Here is a 12,393-nt window from a genome sequence, read left to right on the forward strand (position 1 = left end):
CGAGAATGATCTCGGTCAGCACCTCGGATCCTGAACCCGCGCGCTGCCCGCGACAGCGATACCGATCTTGTGTCTGCGCGGTCCTCACCACACTTCGAAGGCCCTGTTCGAACTCTGAGCTGGGCAAACGCTCGCCAGGGATCGAAAACGGCCACAGCCTTGGTACTGCGGCTCGGTGTGCGGTTCCTCGACCCATCCGAGCTCGCAGCGACGGCAGATCTTGTAGTCGACGCCGAATGCGACCTTGCAATGGAGTAGAGCCGCACGCTGGCGCCGTCCGGTGCGAGTAGTGATGCAGATCATGGGGTGGTCGTCCACGGCGATGGCGGCCCGCTATCAGCAGGTGACGGGCGGCATCCTGGCCGACGTAGCGCAGCGGGTCGGGGGCCTCATCTGGGAGGTGGCCAAGGCGAACGACGAGGATGGCCCGGCGGGCTCCCAGGAAACGCGTTGAGACTGCGGACGCCGAAGGGCCCCACCGCGGACGGTGGGGCCCTTCGACGTATTGCCCGGTGAGAGCAATGGCGGAGGATACGAGATTCGAACTCGTGAGGGGTTGCCCCCAACACGCTTTCCAAGCGTGCGCCCTAGGCCACTAGGCGAATCCTCCGCGGCAAACAATACAAGACGTTGAGGAGTGCTAGCGAACTCGTTCCCACCCCCTGCGATCAGGTACCCTGTGCGGAGCCCCTCACGTGGCGCTATCTGACTGAACTCCCCCAGGGCCGGAAGGCAGCAAGGGTAGGTTGGCTCTGGCGGGTGCGTGGGGGGCGCTTGCGTTTGCTGCCCGTCCGACGGTCCCGCCTCCCGGCCAGCGACGCGGATGCGGATGCGGGCCGGTCGCCCAGCGCCGTCGGGCGGCGCCGCTTGTCAGTGGGCCCCGATAACCTCGTAGGCGTGTCGTCCCTTGCGCTGTACCGCCGCTATCGCCCCGAGTCGTTCGCCGAGGTCATCGGGCAGGAGCATGTCACTGACCCGCTGCAGCAGGCCCTGCGGAACAACCGGGTCAATCACGCGTACCTGTTCAGCGGGCCGCGCGGATGCGGAAAGACGACCAGTGCGCGCATCCTCGCCCGCTGTCTGAACTGCGAGCAGGGGCCCACGCCGACGCCGTGCGGCGCGTGCCAGTCCTGCCAGGACCTCGCCAGGAACGGGCCGGGGTCGATCGATGTCATCGAGATCGACGCCGCGTCGCACGGTGGTGTCGACGATGCGCGTGATCTTCGGGAGAAGGCCTTCTTCGGGCCGGCGAGCAGCCGGTACAAGATCTACATCATCGATGAGGCGCACATGGTCAGCCCGCAGGGCTTCAACGCTCTGCTGAAGGTGGTCGAGGAGCCGCCGGAGCACCTCAAGTTCATCTTCGCGACCACCGAGCCCGAGAAGGTCATCGGGACGATCCGGTCGCGTACGCACCACTATCCGTTCCGGCTGGTGCCTCCGGGGACGCTGCGCGAGTACCTCGGCGAGGTGTGCGGCAAGGAGAACATCCCGGTGGCGGACGGCGTGCTGCCGCTCGTCGTGCGGGCCGGCGGCGGGTCCGTGCGTGACTCGATGTCCGTGATGGACCAGCTGCTGGCGGGCGCGACCGAGGAAGGTGTGACGTATGCCATGGCCACCTCCCTCCTCGGGTACACGGACGGGTCGTTGCTCGACTCGATCGTGGATGCCTTCGCGGCGGGCGACGGGGCCGCGGCCTTCGAGGTCGTGGACCGGGTCATCGAGGGCGGCAACGACCCGCGGCGCTTTGTCGCCGATCTGCTGGAGCGGCTGCGGGACCTGGTGATCCTGGCCGCCGTGCCGGACGCGGCGGACAAGGGCCTGATCGACGCACCGGCCGACGTGGTCGAGCGTATGCAGGCGCAGGCGTCCGTCTTCGGTGCGGCCGAGCTGAGCCGTGCCGCCGATCTGGTCAACACCGGGCTCACGGAGATGCGCGGCGCCACCTCGCCGCGGCTGCAGCTCGAGCTGGTCTGTGCGCGGGTGCTGCTGCCCGCAGCCTTCGACGACGAGCGGTCGATGCAGGCGCGGCTGGACCGGCTGGAGCGGGGTGCGACGTTCTCGACCGGGGGCTCCGGGCCCGCGATGGGGTACGTGCCGGGGCCGGAGGCGCAGGCGCACGCTCCCGTACCGCCGGTCCCGCAGGGGGGCGGGCCCGCCGCGGCCCGGGCGGCGGCTCGGGGCGGAGGTGCGCCCACGCCCGCTCCTGTTCCTGCCGCGCCCACTCCCGCACCCGCACCTGCTCCCGCGCCTGTGCCCGCTCCCGAGGCGGTGGCTCCCCCGGCGGAGCAGCCACAGCCGGCCGGGTCGCGCCCGGGGGCCTGGCCCGCCGCGGCCGCGGCGGAGCCGGGGCGGCGTCCCGGTGGCTGGCCCACGGCATCGGCCCCGGGACAGGGCGGCCAGCCCGCGGCTCCCGCGCCCGCGGCCCCCGCTCCCGCGTCGGCCGCGTCCGCCCCCGCCGCGCCGAGCGCCGGCATGGTGCAGGGCGCCGTACAGGTGCGGAACATGTGGCCGGACATCCTGGAGGCCGTGAAGAACCGCCGCCGCTTCACCTGGATCCTGCTCAGTCAGAACGCCCAGGTCGCAGGCTTCGACGGCACCACCCTCCAGCTCGGCTTCATCAACGCCGGCGCTCGGGACAACTTCGCGAGCAGTGGCAGCGAGGAGGTGCTGAAGCAGGCGCTCTCCGAGCAGTTCAATATGCAGTGGAAGGTCGAGGCGATCATCGATCCCTCGGGCGGTGCGGGCGGTCCAGGTGGCGCAGGCGGTCCCGGCGGCGGTGCCCAGCCCCCGTCCGGCGGCGGCTTCGGTGGTGGATTCGGCGGCGGTCGTGCCCCGGCGGCCCCGGCCTCGCAGCCCCCCGCAGCCCCCGCGCCCCGACCCGCCCCGTCGGCTCCCTACTCAGGATCAGGCCCGCAGACCTCCGCGCCGGAGCCCCGGCGCGCGGCCCAGGTGCACACCCCGCCCCCGGTCGCTCCCGAGGACGACGTACCGGAAGAGGACGATCCCGACCTCGTCGACTCCGCGCTCTCCGGCCACGACCTGATCGTGCGCGAGCTCGGTGCCACGGTCGTGGAGGAATATACGAACGAGTAGGGGGCGGGTCCTCGGAGGCCCGTACAGGACCAGCCGCCCCCGGCGGTTAGGCTGGCTGCCGTGAAGGTCCTCGTCATCGGCGGCGGCGCCCGCGAACACGCCCTGTGCCGCTCTCTCTCCCTCGACCCCGACGTCACCGCTCTGCACTGCGCGCCCGGAAACGCCGGCATCGGCGAGGTCGCCGAGCTGCACCCGGTCGACGCGCTGGACGGCGCGGCCGTGGCGCGGCTCGCCACCGAGCTGGCGGCCGAGCTCGTCGTCGTCGGCCCCGAGGCGCCGCTCGTCGCCGGGGTCGCCGACGCCGTACGGTCCGCGGGTATCCCGTGCTTCGGCCCCTCCCGGGAGGCCGCCGAGCTGGAGGGCTCCAAGGCCTTCGCCAAGGACGTGATGGCGGCGGCCGGAGTGCCCACGGCCCGCAGCTATCTCTGTACGACTCCCGAGGAGATCGACCAGGCCCTGGACGCCTTCGGCGCTCCGTACGTCGTCAAGGACGACGGCCTGGCCGCCGGCAAGGGCGTCGTCGTCACCGACGACCTCGCCGCCGCCCGCGAGCACGCGCTGGCCTGCGACCGCGTCGTCATCGAGGAGTTCCTCGACGGCCCCGAGGTCTCCCTCTTCGCCATCACCGACGGCCAGACTGTCGTCCCGCTGACGCCCGCCCAGGACTTCAAGCGCGCCCTCGACGGCGACGAAGGCCCCAACACCGGCGGCATGGGTGCGTACTCCCCGCTCCCGTGGGCCGACCCCAAGCTGGTCGACGAGGTCATGGCCACCGTCCTCCAGCCGACCGTCGACGAGCTGCGCCGCCGTGGCACGCCCTTCTCCGGGCTGCTGTACGCGGGCCTCGCGATCACCTCGCGCGGCGTACGGGTCATCGAGTTCAACGCCCGTTTCGGCGACCCGGAGACCCAGGTGGTCCTGGCCCGCCTCGCGACGCCGCTCGCGAGCGTTCTCCTCAACGCGGCGCAGGGCACCCTCGACCTCGAGCCGCCGCTGCGGTGGCGCGAGGACGCGGCCGTGACCGTGGTCGTCGCCTCCCACAACTACCCGGACACCCCGCGCACCGGCGACCCGATCGAGGGCCTGGACGAGGTCGCGGCCGAGGACGCCCCCCATGCGTACGTCCTGCACGCCGGGACCAGGCACGAAGGCGACGCGGTCGTGAGCGCCGGTGGCCGCGTACTTTCGGTAACCGCGACCGGCAAGGACCTGGCGCAGGCCCGCGAACGCGCGTACAAGGCGGTGGCCCGGATCCGCCTGGACGGTTCGCAGCACCGTACGGACATCGCACGCAAAGCCGCCGGGGAGTGAACCTCTAGGGCCCGGAGCCCGTCATCACCTTTGCCCAAAGCCATTCCATCGAGTGACGGGTGGCCCATCCGGATGACGCCCGCCGAAGCCCCCAACTAGGGTGCGGCGCAGGCATTCCGGCACTTGGCCCACCGGCATTGCGATGTCAGTGGTGGGTGCCACAGTGGGGGAGTGAGCAGCACCGTCGCAGGGCAGAGGGGGTGAGTCCGGCCGTGTCGGGTTCCGGTATCGGTGAGTCCATGGGCGCGCAGGCCGCGCGGTCCCGGGCTCTCGCCGTGCTGCGTATACGTAGCCGGGCGCTGGCCGTGGCGCTGCTGCCCGCGGCCGTCGCCGTCGTGCTGCTGGCAGGCGGCACCACGGACCATATGGACGGCGGTAGTTGGAACGCGGCGCGCTGGGGTGTGACGTTCTGCGCGGTGATCGTGCTGCTGGTCGCCGCGGCGGTCGCGACCGTGATCGTTCGGGCCAGTCCGGCACTCAGCCCGACCGTGGAGCTCTCGGAGCGGGCCGCCCCTGATCTGTACCGGCTGGTGCGGGACGTGGCAGAGCGCCTCGAGGTGCCGGCGCCGTCCGCGCTCGCGCTCACACCCGACTGCGACAGCTGGCTCGAGGACCGTACGCACCCGGCCCATGCGATCCGGGGGATTCAGGGCGGGCGCAGACGCCGGACGACCGAGGCGCCCGTGCTGGTGATCGGCTCGCCGTTCCTGTGGTGGATGCGGGTCGCGGAGCTGCGGGCGGTGCTGGCGCCGGTCGTGGCCGGGACCGCGCCCTCCGCGCACCCGGACATAGCCGCGGCGCGCCGTTTCGTACGGGGACTGGACGCGGCGGTCGCGGTTGCCGCGAACCCCGGCCGGGGGGCGATACCCAGGCTCGCGCTCGGCTTTGTCGGCCGGATCGCCCGGCTGCTGCTGCGCAGCTGCCAGCTGCATGTCGGTGAGATGGAGCGCGGGGTCGCGGCCGATGCCTCCGAGCGTGCACAGGCTGTGGACTACGGTCTGCGGATCGTCGCCCAGGAACAGGTCGGCCTCGCCTACGCGGGGTGGGACCGGCTGCTGACCCGGGTCGCGCTGCCCGCCTGGCGTATGGGCCGCTGGCCCTCCCGTCTGGACGCGGGCGTCGTCTCGGCCCTCACCGAGCTCTCCCGCCGCGACCGCCTCGCCGAGGGCTTCGCATCCCGGCTGGGCGAGCGCCCCGCCTGCGACCTGCTCGAGGAGCCGGGCGCGGTCGACGAGGCGGCTTCGCTGCTGGCGGCCCGCCTCTTCCACGGTGGCCCGGCCGAGGAAGGTCCCGACTGGTCCCCGGTGGACTGGCAGCAGTATCCGGAAGAGGTCGTCGACCGCAAGTGGCGTACGGAGGCGGCCCGGCTTCACCGGGTGCTTGACGGCCTGGGCGTGCCTCCGTCGACCGGCCCCGACGGCCCGACGCTCGCGCGGGTGATGAACCACCTGTCGGCGCGGGGCACCGCCATCGGCGACACCCTGGCGGCGGGGATCAGTGCGGAGGTCGCCCGCGAGGAGGAGGCGGCGCCCCTCCCGCAGAGCCCGGCAGACGCCGTCAACGGCTGGGGTGCGGACCCGCTGCCCCTGTTCCCGCTGCAGCCGCCGCGTACCGGCCGCGAGCTGCTCGCCGACCATGTCACGGCGATGGTCTGCTGCGCCGCGGTCGACACCGCGGGCGCCGTCCCCGGCCTCGACTGGCTCGACGGCCCGGCCCTTCTGATCAACGGTGAACGCCGCGCAGACCTGGGCAGCCGCGTCCTGAGCCTGATCGAGGACGGCGACGCGGCCCCACTGCGCGGCTGGCTGACCACACTGGGCATCCGCCCTGAGAAGCCGGTCCGCCTGGTGTAGGCGCGCATCTGCCCACTCACCGGCCCCCGAGAGCCGGTCGAGTCACGCTCCCAAACCGGTCGAGTCACGCTCCCGAAACGGTCGAGCCACGCTTCCGAAACCGGTCGATCACGCTCCCGCACGACGGAACGGCACGTTCCGTTCACGCCAATTCGCGACGAACGGTGACGGAGTGCGTGCGTTATGTGATGTGCTGGAGACCGGCACTGAACAATCGGCGCAGCACAGTGTCCCGGGGCATCGAGGGAGGGCGCGGCATGGGGGCGGAGCAGATCCGGCGATGGGAATCGGGCGCACTGGCCCACGCGGTCACGGATCCCTTCGGGCAGGGCCCGCTCCCGTGGCTGCGCGGCAGCGAGCACTACTTCGACGACACCGGCCAGGTCGTCCCCTGGTACGCCGACCCCACCCTTGCCAGAGGCCGCTCCGGCGGGCCCCGCTCCGCCGACGACGTACGCCGCCAGATCAAGGGCTTCGCGTCCACCGGCGCGGCCGCCCCCGGTGAGTCGATCGACTTCCACATCACTGTGGACCCGCCCCAGCAGTTCTCCGTCGACATCTACCGCATCGGGCACTACGCGGGCGACGGCGCCGCCAAGATCACCACCAGCCCGCGCCTCTCCGGGATCGTCCAGCCGCCCCCGCTTGCCGCCGACCGCACGGTCTCCTGCCACCACTGGTGGCTCTCCTGGCGGTTGCAGATCCCCTCCTACTGGTCGATCGGTGCCTACGTCGCCGTCCTCACCACCGGCGACGGCTACCGCTCCCACATTCCCTTCACGGTGCGCGACGACCGCCCCGCCGACCTCCTTCTGCTCCTCCCGGACATCACCTGGCAGGCGTACAACCTCTATCCGGAGGACGGCCGTACCGGCGCCAGCCTCTACCACGCCTGGGACGAGACGGGCCGGCTCCTCGGCGAGGAGGACGCCGCCATCACGGTCTCCTTCGACCGTCCGTACGCAGGCGCCGGCCTCCCCCTCCATGTAGGTCACGCCTACGACTTCATCCGCTGGGCCGAGCGCTACGGCTACGACCTTGCCTACGCCGACACCCGCGACCTCCACGCCGGCCGGGTCGACCCCTCCCGCTACCGCGGACTGGTCTTCCCCGGCCACGACGAGTACTGGTCGGCGCCCATGCGCCGCACCGTCGAGCTCGCCCGCGACCAAGGCACCTCGCTCGTCTTCCTCTCCGCCAACACCATGTACTGGCAGGTCGAGCTCGGGCCCGCGCCTTCCGGCGTACCCGACCGTCTCCTCACCTGCCGCAAGCGCCGCTGCCCCGGCAAGCCCGCACTCTGGCGCGAGATCGACCGGGCCGAGCAGCAGCTGCTGGGCATCCAGTACGCGGGACGGGTCCCCGAGCCGCATCCCTTGGTCGTACGGAACGCGGACCACTGGCTCTGGGAGGCGACCGGCGCCGGCGAGGGCGACGAGCTCGCCGGACTGGTCGCGGGCGAGGCCGACCGCTACTTCCCGCGCACCGCGCTCCCCGAGCACCAGGGCCGGATCCTGCTCGCCCACTCGCCGTACCGGGACAGCGAGGACGCCACCCGCCACCAGGAGACGTCGCTCTACCGGGCCCCTTCCGGCGCCCTGGTCTTCGCGTCCGGCACCTTCGCCTGGTCCCCGGCGCTGGACCGGCCCGGCCATGTCGACACCCGCGTCCAGCGGGCGACCGCCAATCTGCTCGACCGCATCTGCAAACGCGACTAGGGCACGCCCTGGAGGCGCCGAGGGGGCCCCTGGCCGGGCCCGCACTTCCCGCGTACGGGACAATCGGACGCGTTGGCCCACCCGTCTCCCACCACCGCCCTACTTGTGCCCCTTCGGGGCGCCCCTCTTGTTCCACCACGGGGAGGAACCGTGTCCGGATTCGTCGAAAAGCCCGAGCCGCTACAGGTGCCGGGCCTGGTACATCTGCACACCGGCAAGGTGCGCGATCTGTATCAGAACGAGGCGGGCGACCTCGTGATGGTCGCCAGCGACCGCATCTCCGCGTACGACTGGGTGCTGCCCACCGAGATCCCCGACAAGGGACGGGTGCTCACCCAGCTCTCGCTCTGGTGGTTCGAGCGTCTAGAGAGCCTCGTACCGAACCACGTCATCTCCACCGAGCTGCCCGCCGGCGCCCCTGCCGACTGGGCCGGTCGCACCCTTGTCTGCAAGTCCCTGCGGATGCTCCCGGTCGAGTGTGTCGCCCGCGGCTATCTCACCGGGTCGGGTCTCGTCGAGTACAAGGAGTCCCGCACCGTCTGCGGTCTCGCGCTGCCCGAGGGCCTCAGCGACGGCTCCGAGCTCCCGGCCCCGATCTTCACGCCCGCCACCAAGGCGGCCGTCGGTGACCACGACGAGAACGTCAGCTACGAGGAAGTCGCCCGCCAGGTCGGCGCGGACACCGCGGCCCAGCTGCGCCGGACGACCCTGGCCGTCTACAGCCGGGCCCGTGACGTCGCCCGCGAGCGCGGCATCATCCTCGCGGACACCAAGTTCGAGTTCGGCTTCGAGGGCGACGAGCTCGTCATCGCCGACGAGGTGCTGACCCCGGACTCCTCGCGCTTCTGGCCGGCCGCCACCTGGGAGCCGGGCCGCGCCCAGCCGTCGTACGACAAGCAGTACGTCCGCGACTGGCTGACCTCGCCCGCCTCCGGCTGGGACAGGAAGAGCGAGCAGCCGCCACCGGCCCTCCCGCAGGAGATCGTCGACGCGACCCGCGGCAAGTACATCGAGGCGTACGAGCTGCTGACCGGCACCCCCTGGCAGTAGCGGCGCACGAAGAAGGACGCGAGAAGGAGCACACACGAAGAAGGCCCCGGTCACCAGGACCGGGGCCTTCAATCTGAGCGGACGACCAGGTTCGAACTGGCGACCTCAACCTTGGCAAGGTTGCGCTCTACCAACTGAGCTACGTCCGCATGCGCCGTAGCGCGGAGACCACTATACCCAACCTCGCTCGTGTGCGAGACGCACCGCCGCGTGTCGGTTCTCGGCCCCCAGCTTGGACGCGGCCGACGAGAGGTAGTTCCGTACCGTCCCCTGCGACAGTGAGGCCTTCTCCGCGATCTCCGCGATCGGCGCCCCGTCCGCCGCCAGCTCCAGCACCTGCGCCTCCCGCACGGTCAGCGGAGAGTCCCCCGCCGAGATCGCGTCGGCCGCCAACTCCGGGTCCACATAACGGTTTCCGGCATGCACGGTATGGATGATCTCGGCCAGCCGCTGGGCGCTGACGGTCTTCGGTACAAATCCGCGCACTCCCGCCACCAGGGCCCGTTTCAGATGGCCGGGCAGCCCGTGGCTCGTCACGATCATGGTCCGGCATTCGGGCAGTTCAGCCCTGAGAGATGTGGCCACACTCACACCGTCCGGGCCGGGCATCTGAAGATCGAGGACCGCGACATCGGGCCGGTGCGCCCGCGCCATGGCGAGGGCCTCGGCGCCCGACGCCGCCTCGGCGACCACCACGAGATCGTCCTCGAGTGCGAGCAGCGCGGCCAGCGCACCCCGGATCAGATGCTCGTCGTCGGCGAGCAGTACGCGTACGGTCACACCGCCTCCTTCACGTCATCCCCGATCAGGTCGTCCCCGTCGCGCCGGTTGCCTCTGTCGTCCCCGTCGTCCCCGTCGTCCTCAAGGGGAACGCGGGCCGTCAGCCGGAAGCGTCCGCCCCGGTACGGGCCGGCCTCCAGCGTGCCGCCCACCGCGGACAGCCGCTCCCGCAGGCCCGCGAGCCCCGAGCCCGGGGCGTCACCCGACGCCGCATCGGCCACCCCGTCGTTCTCGACGACCAGGACGACGGTGTCGTCCGCGCTGCGCACCGAGATCGTGCAGCGCCGCGCGTCCCCGTGCCGCAGCACGTTCGTCGTGGCCTCCCGGACCACCCAGCCCAGCGCCGACTGGACATCGCCGGGCAGTTCCGTGTCCCTCGACTCGACGACGCAGGCGATCCCCGCCGCAGCCAACACGCCCCGTGCGCCCTCCAGTTCCACCCGCAGGTTCGCCTCGCGGTAGCCGCGCACCACGTCCCGTACCTCTCGGTGCGACTCCCGCGCGATGCGCTGGACCTCCGTCATCTGGTCGACGGCTCGGTCCCACCCGTCACCCGACCGCCGCCCCTCAACGGGTGCTTCGCACGATCCTTTCGACGCGCGCCGGGCCAGTTGCACCGCCAGCTCGCTCTTGAGCGCGATGACGGCGAGATTCCGCCCCAGTACGTCGTGCAGATCACGGCCGAAGCGCAGCCGTTCCTCGGCGACCGCGAGCCGCGCCTGTACGTGGCGCGCCTCGCGCAGCTCCCACATCACCGCCAGCACCCACATGGACGCCCTGGCCGTGAACGCCATCCAGCCGGTTACGAAGCCGATGGTCACGACGGCGAACAGCGCCTGATCGGCGGTGCGGCCGGTCAGCGAGACCAGCCCGCACACCCCGGCCAGCACCACCAGCTGGATCAGGGCCGTGGTCCGGTTGCGCACGAGCAGACAGTGGACGGTCAGGAAGGGTGTCAGCCCCGCCGCCAGCATCGTCGGCAGCAGCCCCGTCAGATCGACCGTCGCCGCCAGCACCACCACGGCGGCCGTCGTCGCGGCCGTCGCCGCCGCTGCCCACGAGACCAGTCTCCGGGGCACCTGTCCCTGCCCCAGATAGGCATCCATGGCGTGCCGGGCCAGCCGTCCGCAGACCACCCCTTCCGCGACGCCGAGCAGCGAGGCGCTCACGACCAGCACCTGCTGCCCGCCCTCGTGGACCGGCCGGGCCTGCAGCAGCAACGTCAGCCCGAGGACCCCCACCCACACGATCAGATAGACCGTGCCGCGCGTGTACAGGTCCACCTTCGCCAGTCCGCTGCGGCTGCTCCAGCCCTTCACCCGCACAGAAACTCCCGAAGTCAGCGGCGGGGGTCCCAACGGAACCATGCCCACCGCAGCAGTTCCTCGAGCGTCTGCTGCAGCCGGTGCGTACGGATCTCGATCCGCCGTCCGTCCGCGGCGGCCCGCAGCGAGAGCGGCAGCCGTGCCGCAGTCACCCCCTTGGGCAGTGCGAACCGGATGCGGGACGGCCGGGCGGCCGTCACCTCGGCCGGGCTCCCCGCGGTCACGATCCGCCCCCGGTGCATGATCGCCAACCGGTCGGCCAGCGACTCGGCCTCCTCCAGGTAGTGCGTCGTCAGCAGCACCGTGGTGCCGCCGTTCCGCAGCGCCCGCACCAACTCCCAGGTGCCATGCCGCCCTTCCACGTCAAGGCCGGTCGTCGGCTCGTCGAGGAAGAGCACCTCCGGCCGCCCGAGCACCGACAGCGCCAGGTCCAGCCGCCGCCGCTCGCCGCCCGACAGCTGCTTGACCCGCACGCCGGCGCGCCCTTCGAGCCCCACCAGCTCCAGCGCCTCACCGATGGGCCGCGCCCCGCTGGTGCAGCCCGCCCACATACGGGCGGTCTCGGCGGCCGTCAGGTCGGACGGGAAGCCGCCCTCCTGGAGCATCACGCCTGTCCGCGGCCGGACGGCGGCGCGCTCGCGGTACGGATCGTGGCCGAGGACGCGTACGGTCCCGCCGTCGGGGGCGGCGAGGCCTTCGAGCAGCTCGACCGTCGAGGTCTTGCCCGCGCCGTTGGTCCCGAGCAGGGCGAAGATCTCGCCGCGCGCCACGGAGAAGGAGATTCCGGTCACCGCTTCGAAGCCGCCGGAGTAGGTCCGGCGCAGCCCTTCCGCCTCGATGACGTACTGGTCTGTGGTCATGGCTCAAGGCTTCCGCCGAGCGTGAGCGACGGGCAGTGCGCCCTGTCATCACTGCCGATGACAAATGTCATCGGACCCGGGGCGTACGGATACGACGAAGGCCCCGGTCGATTCGACCGGGGCCTTCACTCTGAGCGGACGACGAGATTCGAACTCGCGACCCTCACCTTGGCAAGGTGATGCTCTACCAACTGAGCCACGTCCGCATTGCTGCCGCTCAGCTCTCACTGGGCGGGGCGATCACCACCCTACCCGATCCACCTGGATGGCCGGCAAAGCGATGCAGAGCGGGTGACAGGAATTGCACACTGCGCCTTCCCCCTGGAAGGGGGATGTTCTACTACTGAACTACACCCGCACGCTGCGTGAGGTCGGACCTTGCGGCCTCGCCCCTCGGCGT

9 protein-coding genes, 4 tRNA genes and 1 other RNA gene are annotated in these 12,393 nt (G+C 71.7%); 7 read left to right on the top strand and 7 right to left on the bottom strand.

What is annotated here, in order from left to right:
- The first annotated feature begins 292 nt into the window (after positions 1 to 292).
- A complete protein-coding gene (locus tag AB0D12_RS20435) occupies positions 293 to 454 on the top strand; it encodes a hypothetical protein (RefSeq protein ID WP_362684471.1) in 162 nt (53 codons plus the stop codon).
- 68 nt (positions 455 to 522) lie between these two features.
- On the opposite strand, the gene AB0D12_RS20440 is transcribed toward AB0D12_RS20435, so the two are convergent.
- A tRNA-Ser gene (locus AB0D12_RS20440) sits at positions 523 to 610 on the bottom strand.
- Between the two features lie 72 nt (positions 611 to 682).
- On the opposite strand from AB0D12_RS20440, the gene ffs reads away from it, so the two are divergent.
- The 6 genes from ffs to AB0D12_RS20470 all read left to right on the top strand — a co-directional run bounded on the left by ffs (position 683) and on the right by AB0D12_RS20470 (position 9,028).
- Positions 683 to 781, top strand: an RNA gene (gene ffs / locus AB0D12_RS20445) — signal recognition particle sRNA small type.
- A gap of 116 nt (positions 782 to 897) precedes the next feature.
- Positions 898 to 3,096 carry a DNA polymerase III subunit gamma and tau gene (locus tag AB0D12_RS20450; protein WP_362684474.1) on the top strand — a complete coding sequence of 733 codons (2,199 nt, stop codon included), beginning with the start codon at positions 898 to 900 and terminating at the stop codon, positions 3,094 to 3,096.
- A 60-nt stretch (positions 3,097 to 3,156) separates the two neighbouring features.
- Positions 3,157 to 4,407, top strand: coding sequence for a phosphoribosylamine--glycine ligase (gene purD, locus AB0D12_RS20455; protein WP_362684477.1), 1,251 nt, complete (start codon positions 3,157 to 3,159; stop codon positions 4,405 to 4,407).
- 212 nt (positions 4,408 to 4,619) lie between these two features.
- Complete coding sequence (locus AB0D12_RS20460; protein ID WP_362684479.1) at positions 4,620 to 6,260, top strand: hypothetical protein; 1,641 nt, start codon at positions 4,620 to 4,622, stop codon at positions 6,258 to 6,260.
- Positions 6,261 to 6,517: 257 nt separating this feature from the next.
- Positions 6,518 to 7,978 (top strand): N,N-dimethylformamidase beta subunit family domain-containing protein, encoded by a 1,461-nt coding sequence (locus AB0D12_RS20465; RefSeq protein ID WP_362684481.1) that lies wholly within the window; start codon positions 6,518 to 6,520, stop codon positions 7,976 to 7,978.
- 150 nt (positions 7,979 to 8,128) lie between these two features.
- Positions 8,129 to 9,028 (top strand): phosphoribosylaminoimidazolesuccinocarboxamide synthase, encoded by a 900-nt coding sequence (locus AB0D12_RS20470; protein ID WP_362684484.1) that lies wholly within the window; start codon positions 8,129 to 8,131, stop codon positions 9,026 to 9,028.
- Between the two features lie 76 nt (positions 9,029 to 9,104).
- On the opposite strand, the gene AB0D12_RS20475 is transcribed toward AB0D12_RS20470, so the two are convergent.
- The 6 genes from AB0D12_RS20475 to AB0D12_RS20500 form a co-directional block, all read right to left on the bottom strand.
- Positions 9,105 to 9,177 (bottom strand) — tRNA-Gly (locus tag AB0D12_RS20475).
- 22 nt (positions 9,178 to 9,199) lie between these two features.
- A complete protein-coding gene (locus tag AB0D12_RS20480; RefSeq protein WP_362684487.1) occupies positions 9,200 to 9,808 on the bottom strand; it encodes a response regulator transcription factor in 609 nt (202 codons plus the stop codon).
- Positions 9,805 to 11,175 carry a histidine kinase gene (locus AB0D12_RS20485; protein ID WP_362684490.1) on the bottom strand — a complete coding sequence of 457 codons (1,371 nt, stop codon included), beginning with the start codon at positions 11,173 to 11,175 and terminating at the stop codon, positions 9,805 to 9,807. The genes AB0D12_RS20480 and AB0D12_RS20485 overlap by 4 nt, the downstream gene beginning before the upstream one ends.
- Positions 11,148 to 11,993, bottom strand: a complete 846-nt coding sequence (locus AB0D12_RS20490; RefSeq protein ID WP_362684493.1) for an ABC transporter ATP-binding protein — start codon at positions 11,991 to 11,993, stop codon at positions 11,148 to 11,150. Before AB0D12_RS20490 ends, AB0D12_RS20485 begins: the two co-directional genes overlap by 28 nt.
- A gap of 133 nt (positions 11,994 to 12,126) precedes the next feature.
- A tRNA-Gly gene (locus AB0D12_RS20495) sits at positions 12,127 to 12,199 on the bottom strand.
- 80 nt (positions 12,200 to 12,279) lie between these two features.
- A tRNA-Gly gene (locus tag AB0D12_RS20500) sits at positions 12,280 to 12,351 on the bottom strand.
- Positions 12,352 to 12,393: the final 42 nt, after the last annotated feature.

This window comes from Streptomyces sp. NPDC048479 (assembly GCF_040651435.1).
Taxonomy (GTDB): Bacteria; Actinomycetota; Actinomycetes; order Streptomycetales; family Streptomycetaceae; genus Streptomyces.